Here is a 13,616-nt window from a genome sequence, read left to right as displayed (position 1 = left end):
GAGGATGCCGCCCCGCGCCGCCTCTGGAGGCGGCGCGGATCCGGCAAGCATAGACCAGGACGAGGCCGCGGGCCCGGCCGGCGTCTACTTGGTGGTATAGCCGCCGTTGATGAGGATGGTTTGCCCGGTGATCCACCAGCCGTCGCTGACCAGGTGGCGGATGAAGGGGACTACGTCCTCGATGTCGGTCAGCCCGGTCTTGGAGAAGGGCGAAAGCGCGGCCGCCGTCTTGTGGTAGGCCACGGCATCGGCGCCTTCCGCGGGATAGAAGAAGGGGGTGTCCATCGGACCGGGGCCGACCGCGGTGACCGAGATGCCGCGCGCGCCGAACTCCTTGGCAGCGGCGCGCGTGAAATGCTCCACCGGCGCCTTGGTGCCTTCATAGGCCGCATAGAAGGGAGTGAACGCGCCCAGCAGCGAGGTCACCAGCGTCACGATCTTGCCGTTGTCGTTCACGTGCTTGCCTGCCTCCTTGAGGAAGAAGAAAGCCGACTTCGCGTTCACGGCGGACATCTCGTCGTACTCGGCTTCGCTGATCTCGACGATGGGTTTCTTCAGGACCTTTCCGACCGTGTTGATGGCGATGTCGGGCCGCCCGGCGACGGCGACCGCGTCGGCGAACAGCTTCTCCATCGCGCCGGCGCTGGTCAGGTCGGCTTGCAAGGCCGCGGCTTCGGCGCCCGCGGCGCGTATGGCGGCCACGGTGGCGTCCGCGTCCTTCCTGGAAGCGGGGCTGTTGTAGTGGATGACGACGGCCTTGGCGCCTTGCGCGGCGAGATCGCGGGCGATCAGTCCGCCCAGGTTCTTCGCGCCGCCGGCGATGAGCGCGACCTTGCCGCGGATGGAATGGTCTGCCATGGGAAACTCCTGTGCATAGGGAACGAGGCGTTCAGCTTAGGAGCCTGGGCGAATCCGATCAGCCCGTCCGGGCTGGATGGACTATCCAGAAAACCCGACTAATCCGGTCGTGCCCGGGCGATGGCTACCTGGGTCGCGCCGGTGGCGGCACGCCCCATTGCGCCGCCGGCATCGGCGATTCGATCCTGACGATCTGGCCGTTCTCGATAGGCGAGAGCAGGTCGGTCGCGCGGAAGTTGCGCATCCATTGCGGCGTGGCTTCCAATCCCATCGTGAGCGCCTGCTGATAGGCATGGAAAAACTGGCCATGTCCCACCGCCACCACGAATCCCCCCAGCTTCTGCACGCGCTCATGGAATTCGCGCAGGCGCGCCGCGAACTGCATGAACGATTCGGCATCATCGCCGTCGCGATAGTCCGGATCGGCGCGCTCCCAATAGGCGTCGGCCAGCGGCCGGCGCTCGAACACGTTCAGGCCGGCGCACTTGGCGGCCGAAAGATAGGTGAACTCCTGGATGGGCCAGATCTGCGCGCGGGTGTCCGGCCATCTGCGCAGGATGGGAGCCGCGGTTTCCTGGGCACGGCGAAAGGGGGAGACGATGAGCGTGTCGGGCGGCCGGTCGATGTGCCGCGCGGCCGTCTCGGCCTGCTCGCGGCCCAGCTCGGTCAAGGGGCTGGCTCCGGCGTCGGAGGTGGCTTCGCCGGCATTGGCCGTGCTTTGCCCGTGGCGTATCAGCCAAAGTGTGCGCAATGTCATGGGATGAAAGGCGATGAGTGCCGCATCAGTTGTACACCGGCTACGAGAACTGCGCAGCGAGCGCTTCGCGTGCCTGGGCCACGAAGGCGGTTTCGCCTGCCCGCGGCGGCAGCAGGTGGAAGGTGGCATCGGGCAGCGGCGGCAGGCCGCGCGGCGGCGTGACGCGCGCGATGCCGGGCGCCAGCGCCGATTCGTTCAGGCAGGCGATGCCCAGCCCCGCCGCCAGCGCCAATTGCATGCCCGCAACGCCGGAGGCGATGTGCGCCAAGGTGTAGGGAACCTTGGCGCGATCGAGCAGGCCCACGGTGTATTGGTGCAGGGCGCAAGTGTCGGGCAATGCCACCAGCGGCAGCGGCGCGCCCTTGGCGGCATGCGTCCAATCCTCGGCCGCCATCCAGGACAGCGGCTCGCGCCGCAGGCGCAAGCCGGCGGCGGTGGGGCGCCCGCCGCGCCGGCCGCGGGCCTCGATCCGCATCGAGATCGCCACGTCGAACTCCCCGCTTTCGTACGCTTGCTCGATCTGCCCGCTCTTCATGACGGCTACGTGCAGGCGCACGCCGGGATGTTCCTGGCCCAGGCGGCGCAACAGCCGCGCGACGTCGCCAGGGCGGAAATAGTCGGTGATGGCCAGCCGCAGTTCCCCGCGCAGCGGCGCGCCTCGCAGGTCGCGATAGGCCTCGTCGTTCAGCGCCAGCAGGCGGCGGGCGTACTCCAGCAGTTTTTCCCCGGCGGGAGTGAGCGTGATGCCGCGCTTGGTGCGCACCAGCAATTGCCGGCCGGCCTTGTCCTCGAGCTTGCGGATCTGCTCGCTCACCGCCGATTGCGACAGGAACAGTTTCGGGGCGGCGGCCGTGAGGCTGCCGGCATCCGCGACGGCGGCCAGGGTCCGCAATTGGTCGAAGTCGAAGCCCGTCATCGCAAACCCATCGGTTTTTTTGATGGATACGATACTAAAATCCCGTTTTTCGGATGTCAAAGAAGTATCTAGACTGGCCTGGTCCCGTCAACCAGGAGCCAGTCATGCCGCATATCGCCATTCATCTTTCCGGCAAGCCCGACCCCGCTCTCACCCGCAAGACCGTGCAATCGGTTGCCCGCCTGACCCAGGACGTGCTGGGCAAGGAGGAAGCGGTCATCGCCATCACGGTGCAGTACGTCCCGCACGACCTGTGGTTCATAGGCGGACGTTCGTTGGCCGAGCTGGGCCGAAATGCCTTTCACCTGGACATCAGCGTGACCGACGAAACGAATACCAAGGCCGAGAAGGCGCGGTTCATCGGCGCGGTCTACGGCGCATTCGAGGAAATGCTCGGGGAATTGCACGAGTGTTCCTACGTGCACGTGATCGACGCGCGCGCCGCGGCATACGGCTACGGCGGCGCGACACAGGAGTACAGGCATCAGCGGGCAGGGGTGTAGCGCAGGGAGGGAGGCCGCACCGCCTCCCGCTTGCCCGCCGCGGGGCGTGGGCCTACCCCAGTTTCTGCTTGAGCAGCTCGTTCACCTGCTGGGGATTGGCCTTGCCCTTGGCGGCCTTCATCACCTGGCCCACCAGCGAGTTGAAGGCCTTTTCCTTGCCGGCGCGGTACTCGGCCACGATGGCCGGGTTGGCCGCCAGCACGTCGTCGATCATCTTGCCGATGGCGCCGGTGTCGCTGATCTGCTTCAGTCCGCGAGCCTCGATGACGGCATCGGCGTCGCCGCCCTGTTCGCCCTGCCAGATGGCGGCGAAGACGTCGCGCGCGATCTTGTTCGAGATGGTGCCGTCGGCGATGCGGGCGAGCAGCTTGCCGAGCTGGGCGCTCGAGACCGGGCTTTGCGCGATGTCTTTCTCTTCGCGGTTCAGCGCCGCGGCCAGTTCGCCCATGATCCAGTTGGCGGCCAGCTTGGCCTGTCCGGCGGGCAGCGCCTTGGCCGTGGCCTCGAAGAAGTCGGCCGTGTCGCGGCTGACGGTGAGCTGGGCCGCGTCGTAGGCCGGCAGGCCGTAATCCGACTCGAAGCGGGTGCGCTTGGCGCCGGGCAGCTCGGGCATGTCGGCGCGCACGCGTTCGACCCAGTCCGGCGCGATGACCAGCGGCGGCAGGTCGGGATCGGGGAAGTAGCGGTAGTCGTGCGCGTCTTCCTTGGACCGCATGCTGCGAGTCTCGTCGCGGTCGGGATCGTACAGCCGGGTTTCCTGCACCACCTTGCCGCCGTCCTCGATCAGCTCGATCTGGCGGCGTACTTCGTACTGGATGGCGCGCTCGAGGAAGCGGAACGAGTTGACGTTCTTGGTCTCGGTGCGGGTACCGAATTCCTTCTGTCCCACCGGCCGCACCGACACGTTGGCGTCGATGCGGAACGAGCCCTCCTGCATGTTGCCGTCGCAGATGCCCAGCCACACTACCAGGGCATGCAGCGCCTTGGCGTAGGCCACGGCTTCCTCGGCCGAGCGCAGCTCGGGCTCGGACACGATTTCCAGCAGCGGCGTGCCGGCGCGGTTCAGGTCGATGCCGGACGACTTTTCGCCGTGCGGACCGGTGAAGTCGTCATGCAGCGACTTGCCGGCGTCCTCTTCGAGGTGGGCCCGCGTCAGGTTGATGGTCTTTTCCTGGTCGCCCACGAAAAAGGTGAGCGAGCCGCCCTGCACTACCGGGATCTCGTACTGGCTGATCTGGTAGTTCTTGGGCAGGTCGGGATAGAAGTAGTTCTTGCGCGCGAAGATGGAGCGCGGAGCGATGTGCGAGCCGAGCGCCAGCCCCAGCTTGATCGCGCGTTCCACCGCGCCGCGGTTCATCACCGGCAGCGTGCCCGGCAGCGCCAGGTCGACCGCGTTGGCCTGCATGTTGGCCGGGGCTCCGAAGCGGGTGCTGCTGCCCGAGAAGATCTTGGACGCCGTGGACAGCTGCACGTGCGTTTCCAGACCGATGACGACTTCCCAAGTTGTGCCAGACATTTTCACAATTCTCTCTAATCTTTCCGGTAGCCAGCGAAGCCCCAACGCAACTAGCCAGGATCCCTCGCAGATCCGGGATGAGGTGGATCCGGCTTTGCCGGTCCGCCCGCATCGCCCCTGGCGCGCGTCAGCGCGTAGGGGGGGACTTCATGTGCCAATCCGTGGCTTGTTGGAAGAGGTCGGCGATGCCCAGCAACCTGCCTTCGTCGAAATAATTGCCGATGATCTGCAGGCCGACGGGCCGCTGGCCGTGCACCGGGCCCAGGCCGAAGCCGCAGGGAATGGATACCCCCGGCAGGCCCGCCAGGTTCAGGCTGAGCGTGTAGATGTCGGCCAGGTACATGGCCACCGGGTCGTCCGCCTTCTCGCCCAGGTTCCAGGCCACGGTCGGAGACACCGGGCCGACGATCACGTCGCACTGGCCGCGCAGCGCCTTCTGGAAATCGTCCGCCACCAGCCGGCGGACCTTCTGCGCCTGCAGGTAGTAGGCGTCGTAATAGCCGTGCGACAACACGTAGGTGCCGGTCAGGATGCGGCGCTGCACTTCCAGCCCGAAGCCCTCGGCGCGCGAACGGCTGGTCATGTCGGCCAGGTCGCGGTATTCGGCGGCGCGATGGCCGTAGCGCACGCCGTCGTAGCGCGAGAGGTTGCTCGAGGCCTCGGCCGGCGCGATGACGTAATAGGCGGGGATCGACAATTCCGTGCGCGGCAGCGAGATGTCTACCCGCACGGCCCCCAGCGCCTCGAATTGCTGCAGAGCGGTCTCGATCGCCATGCGGACATCGTCGGCCAGGCCGGCGCCGAAGAATTCGCGCGGAATGCCGATGCGCAGGCCGGCCAGCGGCTTGTCGCCCTTGGCGCCGGCCAGGAAGGCTTCGAAGGCGGCGCGCACGCGCCCCGGTGCGTTGGGTTCGCTGCCGCAACGTTCCAGGCTGGTGGCGTCGCGTTCGTCGAAGCCGGTGATGGGGTCGAGCAATTCCAGCAGGTCGCGCGCATGGCGGGCGATGGGGCCGCCCTGGTCCAGGCTCGAGCCGTAGGCGATCATGCCGTAGCGCGACACGGTGCCGTAGGTCGGCTTGATGCCGCTGACGCCGCACAGGGCCGAGGGCTGGCGGATCGAGCCGCCGGTGTCGGTGGCCGTGGCGCCGGCCACCAGCCCGGCCGCCACCGCGGCGGCCGAGCCGCCGGACGAACCGCCCGGCACGGCTGCCGTGTCCCAGGGATTGAGCACCGGGCCGTAGGCCGAGTTTTCGTTGGACGAACCCATGGCGAACTCGTCGCAGTTGAGCTTGCCCAGGGTGACGGCCCCGGCCGCGGCCAGGCGTTCGACCACCGTCGCATCGAAGGGGCTGACATAGCCCTTGAGCATGGCGCTGGCGGCGGTGGTGCGCCAGCCGCGCGTCACGAAGACGTCCTTGTGGGCGATGGGGATGCCGGCCAGCGGGCCCGCCCGGCCGGCGGCCAGCGCGTCGTCGGCCTCGCGTGCCTGGGCCAGGGTCAGTTCGGCGTCCACGTGCAGGAAGGCGTTCAGTTCGTGGCGGGCGGCGATGGCATCGAGCGCGCTCTGCGCCAGCTCGACGGCCGATACGCGCCGCTCGTCCAGCGCCTTGCGCAGGTCGGCGATGCCGGCGAATTCGGTATGCAGGGGCAATGACATGGTATTACTCGATGACCTTGGGCACCAGGAAGAGGCCGTCCTGGACGGCCGGGGCGTTGGCCAGCAACGCGTCCCGCGTGGCCTCGGTGGCGGGTTCGGTGACCGCGTCCTCGCGCAGGCGCAGGGCCACGTCCTCGATGGCGGAGATGGGGTGGGTGAGGGGTTCCACGCCCTTGGTGTCGACCGCTTGCAGTTGCTCGATCAGGCCGAAGATGCCGTTGAGGTCCTTCAGGACGCGCGCCTGGGTATCGCCCGCAAGTTCCAGCCGGGCCAGCCGCGCGATGCGCGTGACGTCGTTTTCGGTAAGCGCCATGGCAGGTGTGATGGAAAGGCTGCGAAACGGCGGCAAACGCAGGTTTTGCGCGCTTCGGGCCGGGTAAGTCGTAGCACTGCTTCGAAGGCCGCAGAATCGGGAGTAATGCAGAACTTTGATGCAGTTTCGGGGTATTGAAGCAGGATTATAAGTTATCATTTCGCGTTTACCGGAACCGCCCACCGCACCCGTTCTCCATAAAGATCCCGATGTTCAGTTTCCTGCGCAGTTATTTCTCCAACGATCTGGCGATCGATCTTGGCACCGCCAATACGCTGATCTACGTCCGCAGCAAGGGCATCGTGTTGAACGAACCCTCGGTGGTGGCGATCCGCCAGGAAGGCGGCCCCAGCGGCAAGAAAACGATCCAGGCCGTGGGCAAGGAGGCCAAGCAGATGCTGGGCCGCGTGCCCGGCAACATCGAAGCCATCCGTCCCATGAAGGACGGCGTCATCGCCGACTTCACCGTGACCGAGCAGATGCTCAAGCAGTTCATCCGCATGGTCCATCCCAAGGGGCTGTTCGCCCCCAGTCCCCGCATCATCATCTGCGTTCCCTGCGGCTCCACGCAGGTCGAGCGCCGGGCCATCCGGGAATCCGCGCTGGGCGCGGGCGCCAGCCAGGTCTTCCTGATCGAGGAACCCATGGCGGCGGCCATCGGCGCCGGCCTGTCGGTGTCGGACGCCAGCGGCTCCATGGTGGTGGACATCGGCGGCGGCACGACCGAGGTCGCCGTCATCTCGCTGGGCGGCATGGTCTACAAGGGCTCCGTGCGGGTCGGCGGCGACAAGTTCGACGAGGCCATCGTCAACTACATCCGCCGCAACTACGGCATGCTGATCGGCGAACCCACCGCCGAGCTCATCAAGAAAGCCATCGGCTCGGCCTTCCCCGGGTCCGAGGTCAAGGAAATGGAAGTCAAGGGACGCAACCTGTCCGAAGGCATCCCCCGCAGCTTCACGGTGTCGTCGAACGAGATCCTCGAGGCCCTGACCGATCCGCTCAACCAGATCGTGTCGGCCGTCAAGATCGCGCTGGAACAGACGCCGCCCGAACTGGGCGCCGACATCACCGAGAAGGGCATCATGCTGACCGGAGGCGGCGCGCTGCTGCGCGACCTCGACAGGCTGCTGCAGGAAGAGACCGGACTGCCCGTGATCGTGGCCGAGGACCCCCTGACCTGCGTGGTGCGTGGCTGCGGCCAGGCGCTCGAGCGCATGGACAAGCTGGGCGCCATCTTCACGAACGAGTAACCTTCATCCTGGTTCTCATCGCGACGGGGCGAATCGGCTGACAAGCGATGCGCCCCGGTTTTTTTCGAGGGGACACCGTCCCGGAATCGCTGGACGCTGGACACTTACTTCCATGCAATACAGTCCACCGTCGTTTTTCAAGCAAGGTCCGCCGGCCTGGATCCGGCTGATGTTCTTCGTATTCCTGTCCGTGGTCATGCTGGTGGTCGACACCCGCATGCGGGCCCTCGACGCCTTGCGCGAGGCGGTCAGCGTGGTCCTCTACCCGTTCCAGCGGGTCATGCTGCTGCCGCGCGACGGCGTGCAATACGTCGCCGATTTCTTCGAGGTCAACAGCAGCGTCCAGCAGGAAATCGAGTTGATGCGGCGCCAGCGCATCGAGATGGCCCAGGCCACCACCCAGGCCGCCCAGCTGGCCGCCGAGAACGCGCAGCTGCGGCGCCTGCTCGGCGCCAGCGAACGCGTGCCGGCCCCCGCCGTGCTGGTGCAGGTGCTGTACGAGTCGCGCGACGCTTTTTCGCGACGCCTGATCATCGACAAGGGCAGCCGTCACGGCATCGTCGCCGGCATGCCGGTGATCGACGATGGCGGCGTGGTGGGCCAAGTGGTGCGGACCGCGCCGATGACCTCCGAGGTGGCGCTGCTGACCGACCGGGTGCAGTCCATTCCCATCCAGGTGTTGCGCAACGGCCTGCGAGGCATTACCTCGGGCGGCGAGATCGCCGGCCGGCTGGGGCTCAGGTTCATGGCTTCCGATGCCGATATCCAGGTGGGCGATACGCTGGTGACCAGCGGCCTGGACGGCATCTACCCCGAGGGCTTGCCCGTCGCCACGGTCGAGTCGGTCGAGCGCGACGCCAGCTCGGGCTTCGCGCGCATTCTTTGCAAACCGGTGGCCGGCCTGGACCGCTATCGGCATTTCCTGGTGCTTCAGACCATCCGGCCGGAACTTCCCGGCGCGTCCGGGGACGAACCCTCCGAAAACGAGCCGTCCGAGAAAACGTCCCAGTCACCCATGACGCCGCGCGCCCCCTCCAGCCGATGAAAGCACACCTCCTCATCCAAGGCACAGCGGAGGCGGGATCCAGCAAGAACCCGCCGCTCCACTCCGAGACGCCCGCCCAGACCGAGGGCACAGCGGATCCGGCTCCGCCGGTCCGCCAGTGCCGCCCCCTGGGGGGCGCGCGACAGCGCGTAGGGGGGGGCCTTCAGTGAAAGCACCGTCTACCCTGCCGCGCTCCCGGGTGCCCGCCGAGCATCTGCTCCTGCCCGTCGAGCCGCGTTTCATATGGCTGACGCTGTTCCTGGCGTGGCTGCTCAACCTCCTGCCCTGGGGCCAGGTCGGCGGTGTGCCCGACGTACTGGCGATATGCCTGGTATTCTGGAGCGTCCACGAGCCCCGGCGGGTGGGCATGCTCACCGCCTTCCTGTTCGGCATCCTGATGGACGTCCACGGCTCGGCCCGGCTGGGCGAGCACGCGCTGTCCTATACGCTGATGGTGTACCTGGCCCTGCTCATGCACCGGCGGCTGTCGTGGTTCTCGCCGTGGGTGCAGGCCCTGCACGTGCTGCCGGTTTTTTTCGTGTCCGAACTCACGGTATTCTCTATCCGCGGCTGGCTCGACAGCAGTTGGCCGGGCTGGTGGTGGGCGCTGAACAGCGTCATTTCCGCCTTGCTCTGGCCCCTGGCCGGATGGATCCTGCAGGCGCCCCAGCGCCGGCCGGTCGATCCCGACGATACGCGTCCCATCTGACCGGCAGGCCGTTCCGTAAACCGCCTGGCCACGCTTTCCGCGGACCGGGTTTTCGCAGCACATGACCGAACTCAAGAATACCGAGCGCGAACTCCAGCACTTCCGCCTGCGCCTGCTGGTGGCGGTGGGGTTCGTGCTCGTCTGCTTCGGCTTGCTGGCCTCGCGCTTCTGGTACCTGCAGGTGGCCAACCACGATGCCTATGCCGCCCGGGCCGAGCAGAACCGCATCTCGGTCGTACCCATCACGCCTCACCGCGGCATTGTCGTCGACCGCAACGGCACGCTGCTGGCGCGCAACTACTCGGCCTATACCCTCGAGATCACGCCTTCCAAGGCCGGCAAGCTGGACGAGACCATCGACCAGCTCAGCGAAATCGTGCAGATCGACGCCCGCGACCGCCGCCGTTTCCGGCAACTGCTGGGCGAGTCCCGCCGCTTCGAGAGCCTGCCGATCCGCAGCCGCCTGACCGACGAGGAAGTCGCTCGGTTCGCCGCCCAGGCCTACCGCTTTCCCGGCGTGGAGATCCGCGCGCGGCTGCTGCGCAATTATCCCCAGGGCGAGGCCGCGGCGCACGTGATCGGGTACATAGGCCGGATTTCGCAGCGCGATATCAATAGATTGGAAGACGATGGGCTCATTTCCAATTACCGCGGCACGGACTACATCGGCAAGGAAGGGCTGGAGAAGTCCTACGAGGCGGTGCTGCACGGCAAGACCGGCGTGGAGGAAGTGGAGGTGACGGCGTCGGGCCGCGCGGTGCGCACCCTGTCGCGCACGCCGCCGGTATCGGGCAAGAACCTGATCCTGTCCATCGACCTGGAGCTGCAGAAGATCGCCGAGGCGGCGTTCGGGAATCGGCGCGGGGCGCTGGTGGCGATCGAGCCCGCCACCGGCGATATCCTGGCCTTCGTGTCGCGGCCGTCGTTCGATCCCAACCTCTTCGTCGACGGCATCGACGTCGACAGCTGGAAAGCTCTGAACGAATCTCCCGACCGGCCCCTCATCAACCGCCCCTTGTACGGCACCTATCCCATCGGCTCGACCTACAAGCCCTTCATGGCGCTGGCCGGGCTGGAACTGGGCAAGCGGACGTTCACCGGCACCATGTACGACCCGGGCTACTTCGAGTTCGGCGACCGCCGCTACCGCAATTCCGGCGAACGGGCCTACGGCATGATCGACATGAGGCGGGCGCTGGAGGTCTCCTCGGACACGTACTTCTATTCGCTGGCGGCCGACCTGGGCGTCGATGCGATCCACGATTTCATGAAGCCGTTCGGTTTCGGCCAGATTACCGGCATCGACCTGGGGGGCGAGAAAACCGGCATCCTGCCGTCCACCGCCTGGAAGCGGCGCGCCTATTCCAAGCCCGAGCAGCAGCGCTGGTACGCCGGGGAAACCATCTCGATCGGCGTGGGGCAGGGATACAACTCGTTCACGCTGCTGCAACTGGCCCAGGCGACTTCGGTGCTGGCCAACGACGGCGTCTACATGAAGCCCCACCTGGTCAAGTCGCTGCAGGACAGCGCGACCGGGGAGCAGACCCTGACCGTGCCGCACGAGAGCTACCGCATCCCGCTCAAGCCGGACAACGTCCGGATGATCAAGCAGGCGATGGCCTCGGTCACCAAGAGTGGCACGGCGGCGCGCGCATTCGCCGGCGCGCCTTATGTCGCGGCCGGCAAGACCGGCACGGCGCAGGTCTACAGCCTGCGCAGCGGCGAGCGCTACAACGCCAGCAAGATCGACGAGCGGCTGCGCGATCACGCCTTGTTCATGGCTTTCGCGCCGCTCGACCACCCCCGCATCGCCGTGGCGCTGATCGTCGAGAACGCCGGCTGGGGCGCGACCGTTGCCGCTCCCATCGCACGGCAGGTGTTCGACTACTGGCTGCTGGGCAAGCGCCCGGGCGGGCCGGTGCCCGATACGCCGCCCCAACCCATGGAGGCTTCCGGTGATTGACAATCCGGGCCTGTTCAACCGCCTGACCTGGCGGTCGGTCATGGCGCGCACGGTCTCCGTGTTCGACGGACCGATGCTCCTGATCCTGGTCGCGCTGGCCGGCATCGGCCTGATGTCCATGTATTCGGCGGGCGGCGGCTTCGACGGCCGCTTCGCCGACCAGCTCCGCAACTACGGCATTGCCTTGCTGGCCATGTGGCTGCTGGCGCAGCTCTCCCCGCATACGCTGATGCGGCTGGCCGTGCCCGTCTACCTGGTGGGGCTGGTCCTGCTGTTCGGGGTCGAGGTCGCCGGCGAAACCAGCAAGGGCGCGACCCGCTGGCTGAACCTGGGGTTCACGCGCATCCAGCCGTCCGAAATGATGAAGATTGCCGTGCCGATGATGCTGGCCTGGTACTTCCACAAGCACCAGGGTGCCCTGCGCGTGCGCGACTTCGTCGTGGCCGCCGTCCTCATGCTGACGCCGTTCTCGCTGATCGTGCTGCAGCCCGACCTGGGGACCGCGCTGCTGGTGTTCGGTGCGGGCTTCTTCGTCCTGTTCTTCGCCGGCCTGTCGTTCCGCCTGCTGGTGCCGATCACCCTGGTCAGCGTGATCGGCCTGGGGACGCTGGTCACGCTGGAGGACACCCTGTGCGAGGACGGCCTGGACTGGGTGGTGCTGCACGACTACCAGAAGCACCGTGTCTGCACCTTGCTCAACCCCGCTTCCGATCCGCTGGGCAAGGGCTTCCACACCATCCAGTCCGCCATCGCCGTCGGCTCGGGCGGCATGCTGGGCAAGGGCTACATGCAGGGCACGCAGACCCACCTGGATTTCATTCCCGAGCGCACCACCGACTTCATCTTCGCCGTCTTCGCGGAGGAGTTCGGCTTCGTCGGCAACCTGTTGCTGTTGTTCCTCTACCTGCTGCTGCTGATCCGCGGGCTGGCCATCGCCGCGAACGCGCCCACCGTCTTCTCGCGCCTGCTCGCCGGTGCGCTGACCATGGTTTTCTTCGTCTATGCCTTCGTCAACATGGGCATGGTGAGCGGAATCCTGCCCGTGGTGGGCGTCCCGCTGCCCTTCATGAGCTACGGCGGCACGGCGCTGCTCACGCTGGGCTGCGCAGCCGGGATCCTGATGGGGATACAGCGGCACCGGGCGCTGGTGCAGAGCTAGGATTGCGGGGAAAAGGCCTCGCGCGGCTCGCCTCGCGCGAACCGGCTTGCGCACACGTGGGCTACGCTTTCCCGCAGCCAGCGGATCCCATGGTCGCCAATCTTGTGGTGCGGCCATTGCATGATTTCGATCAAGGGCGGGATGGCCAGCGGCAGCGCCATGAGCCGCAGCGGTAGCCATTGCGCGTAGAGCCGGGCCAACCCCGCCTGCACCGTGGCCAGATAGGGAGTGCCCGGCAGGCACATGGGCAGCAGACTGTACTGGGGCACGCTGCTGGCCACCTTGCGCCGGCGTTTGAGTCCGCTCAGCATGCGCTCGTCCAGCGGCGGAAACATGGCGTGATTCTCCCGCTTGATGACGTGTTCCAACGCGAAATACCGCTCTTCGTCCAGGGTGTCGCCGATCAGCGGATTATCCGACCACGCCGCCGCGACCCATGGATCTTCGAACAGCGTGGATTGGGGATAGTCTGGCAAAGCGTAGATGCTCGGAACGATCAACAGGTCGATGTCGCCGCGTTCCAGACCCTCGGACAGCCGCGGGCTGAGCGGGTAGACGTCCAGGTGCACGCCCGGTGCGTGCTGGCTGCAATAGGCCAGCAGATGGGGAAGCACCACTATCGAGAAGTAATCCGACGCGGCAATCGAAAAGGTGCGCTCAGCGTTCGCCGGATCGAAGCCCCCCAGTGGCTGCGTGACCTGCTGGATGCGCAGCAAGATCGCGCGGACTTCTCCACGCAGCGTCTGCGCCCGCTCGGTCAGGACCATGCGGCGGCCGATCGGCACCAGCAACTGGTCGCCGAAGTGTTCGCGCAGCCGGGCCAGCGCACTGCTCATGGCCGGTTGGCTGAGATAGATCCGTTCGGCCGCCCGGGACACATTGCCTTCCTCCAGTAGCGCATCCAGTGCCACCAGCAGATTCAGATCGAGCTTATGGTAGCGCATGATCTATTTGTTCTGTGGATGAA

13 protein-coding genes are annotated in these 13,616 nt (G+C 66.7%); 6 read left to right on the top strand and 7 right to left on the bottom strand.

What is annotated here, in order from left to right; translation table 11 throughout:
- Nucleotides 1-84: 84 nt before the first annotated feature.
- From CDO44_RS00630 to CDO44_RS00620, 3 genes are all read right to left on the bottom strand, one after another.
- On the bottom strand, nucleotides 85-858 hold the full coding sequence (locus CDO44_RS00630; protein WP_087778199.1) for an SDR family oxidoreductase: 774 nt from the start codon (nucleotides 856-858) through the stop codon (nucleotides 85-87).
- 124 nt (nucleotides 859-982) lie between these two features.
- Nucleotides 983-1,615, bottom strand: a complete 633-nt coding sequence (locus CDO44_RS00625; RefSeq protein ID WP_158213178.1) for a histidine phosphatase family protein — start codon at nucleotides 1,613-1,615, stop codon at nucleotides 983-985.
- 40 nt (nucleotides 1,616-1,655) lie between these two features.
- A complete protein-coding gene (locus tag CDO44_RS00620) occupies nucleotides 1,656-2,531 on the bottom strand; it encodes a LysR family transcriptional regulator (RefSeq protein ID WP_087778197.1) in 876 nt (291 codons plus the stop codon).
- Nucleotides 2,532-2,635: 104 nt separating this feature from the next.
- Here CDO44_RS00620 and CDO44_RS00615 point away from each other — a divergent pair, with 104 nt between their 5' ends.
- Nucleotides 2,636-3,034: a tautomerase family protein gene (locus tag CDO44_RS00615; RefSeq protein ID WP_087778196.1), complete on the top strand. Its 399-nt coding sequence runs from the start codon at nucleotides 2,636-2,638 to the stop codon at nucleotides 3,032-3,034.
- A 52-nt stretch (nucleotides 3,035-3,086) separates the two neighbouring features.
- Here the strand turns inward: CDO44_RS00615 and gatB are convergent, their stop codons facing one another.
- From gatB to gatC, 3 genes are all read right to left on the bottom strand, one after another.
- Entirely contained in the window at nucleotides 3,087-4,556 is a 1,470-nt protein-coding gene (gene gatB, locus CDO44_RS00610) for an Asp-tRNA(Asn)/Glu-tRNA(Gln) amidotransferase subunit GatB (RefSeq protein ID WP_255407744.1), read from the bottom strand.
- A gap of 121 nt (nucleotides 4,557-4,677) precedes the next feature.
- The gene (gene gatA / locus CDO44_RS00605) at nucleotides 4,678-6,207 is read right to left on the bottom strand and encodes an Asp-tRNA(Asn)/Glu-tRNA(Gln) amidotransferase subunit GatA (RefSeq protein ID WP_087778194.1); all 1,530 of its coding nucleotides are present in this window, start codon (nucleotides 6,205-6,207) and stop codon (nucleotides 4,678-4,680) included.
- A gap of 4 nt (nucleotides 6,208-6,211) precedes the next feature.
- Nucleotides 6,212-6,520 (bottom strand): Asp-tRNA(Asn)/Glu-tRNA(Gln) amidotransferase subunit GatC, encoded by a 309-nt coding sequence (gene gatC, locus CDO44_RS00600; protein ID WP_087778193.1) that lies wholly within the window; start codon nucleotides 6,518-6,520, stop codon nucleotides 6,212-6,214.
- 209 nt (nucleotides 6,521-6,729) lie between these two features.
- Here gatC and CDO44_RS00595 point away from each other — a divergent pair, with 209 nt between their 5' ends.
- The 5 genes from CDO44_RS00595 (at nucleotide 6,730) to rodA (ending at nucleotide 12,649) form a co-directional block, all read left to right on the top strand.
- The gene (locus CDO44_RS00595) at nucleotides 6,730-7,773 is read left to right on the top strand and encodes a rod shape-determining protein (protein ID WP_087778192.1); all 1,044 of its coding nucleotides are present in this window, start codon (nucleotides 6,730-6,732) and stop codon (nucleotides 7,771-7,773) included.
- Between the two features lie 112 nt (nucleotides 7,774-7,885).
- Nucleotides 7,886-8,818, top strand: a complete 933-nt coding sequence (gene mreC / locus CDO44_RS00590) for a rod shape-determining protein MreC (RefSeq protein ID WP_087778191.1) — start codon at nucleotides 7,886-7,888, stop codon at nucleotides 8,816-8,818.
- A 166-nt stretch (nucleotides 8,819-8,984) separates the two neighbouring features.
- Nucleotides 8,985-9,527: a rod shape-determining protein MreD gene (gene mreD / locus CDO44_RS00585; RefSeq protein ID WP_233145979.1), complete on the top strand. Its 543-nt coding sequence runs from the start codon at nucleotides 8,985-8,987 to the stop codon at nucleotides 9,525-9,527.
- Between the two features lie 61 nt (nucleotides 9,528-9,588).
- Nucleotides 9,589-11,490, top strand: a complete 1,902-nt coding sequence (gene mrdA / locus CDO44_RS00580; RefSeq protein ID WP_087778189.1) for a penicillin-binding protein 2 — start codon at nucleotides 9,589-9,591, stop codon at nucleotides 11,488-11,490.
- 40 nt (nucleotides 11,491-11,530) lie between these two features.
- Complete coding sequence (gene rodA, locus CDO44_RS00575; RefSeq protein ID WP_087778411.1) at nucleotides 11,531-12,649, top strand: rod shape-determining protein RodA; 1,119 nt, start codon at nucleotides 11,531-11,533, stop codon at nucleotides 12,647-12,649.
- Here the strand turns inward: rodA and CDO44_RS00570 are convergent.
- Complete coding sequence (locus CDO44_RS00570; protein ID WP_087778188.1) at nucleotides 12,646-13,593, bottom strand: LysR family transcriptional regulator; 948 nt, start codon at nucleotides 13,591-13,593, stop codon at nucleotides 12,646-12,648. The genes rodA and CDO44_RS00570 overlap by 4 nt on opposite strands.
- Nucleotides 13,594-13,616 lie beyond the last annotated feature (23 nt).

Origin of the sequence: Pigmentiphaga sp. NML080357 (genome assembly GCF_002188465.1) — a bacterium.
Taxonomy (GTDB): domain Bacteria; phylum Pseudomonadota; class Gammaproteobacteria; order Burkholderiales; family Burkholderiaceae_B; genus Pigmentiphaga.
This window is presented reverse-complemented; position numbering and strand designations above follow the sequence as displayed.

Bases quoted from the DNA above. Each gene is read 5' to 3' on its own strand.
- CDO44_RS00630 (WP_087778199.1), bottom strand. From the start codon at position 858: ATGGCAGACCATTCCATCCGCGGCAAGGTCGCGCTCATCGCCGGCGGC.
- CDO44_RS00625 (WP_158213178.1), bottom strand. From the start codon at position 1,615: ATGACATTGCGCACACTTTGGCTGATACGCCACGGGCAAAGCACGGCC.
- CDO44_RS00620 (WP_087778197.1), bottom strand. From the start codon at position 2,531: ATGACGGGCTTCGACTTCGACCAATTGCGGACCCTGGCCGCCGTCGCG.
- CDO44_RS00615 (WP_087778196.1), top strand. From the start codon at position 2,636: ATGCCGCATATCGCCATTCATCTTTCCGGCAAGCCCGACCCCGCTCTC.
- gatA (WP_087778194.1), bottom strand. From the start codon at position 6,207: ATGTCATTGCCCCTGCATACCGAATTCGCCGGCATCGCCGACCTGCGC.
- gatC (WP_087778193.1), bottom strand. From the start codon at position 6,520: ATGGCGCTTACCGAAAACGACGTCACGCGCATCGCGCGGCTGGCCCGG.
- CDO44_RS00595 (WP_087778192.1), top strand. From the start codon at position 6,730: ATGTTCAGTTTCCTGCGCAGTTATTTCTCCAACGATCTGGCGATCGAT.
- mreC (WP_087778191.1), top strand. From the start codon at position 7,886: ATGCAATACAGTCCACCGTCGTTTTTCAAGCAAGGTCCGCCGGCCTGG.
- mrdA (WP_087778189.1), top strand. From the start codon at position 9,589: ATGACCGAACTCAAGAATACCGAGCGCGAACTCCAGCACTTCCGCCTG.
- rodA (WP_087778411.1), top strand. From the start codon at position 11,531: ATGGCGCGCACGGTCTCCGTGTTCGACGGACCGATGCTCCTGATCCTG.
- CDO44_RS00570 (WP_087778188.1), bottom strand. From the start codon at position 13,593: ATGCGCTACCATAAGCTCGATCTGAATCTGCTGGTGGCACTGGATGCG.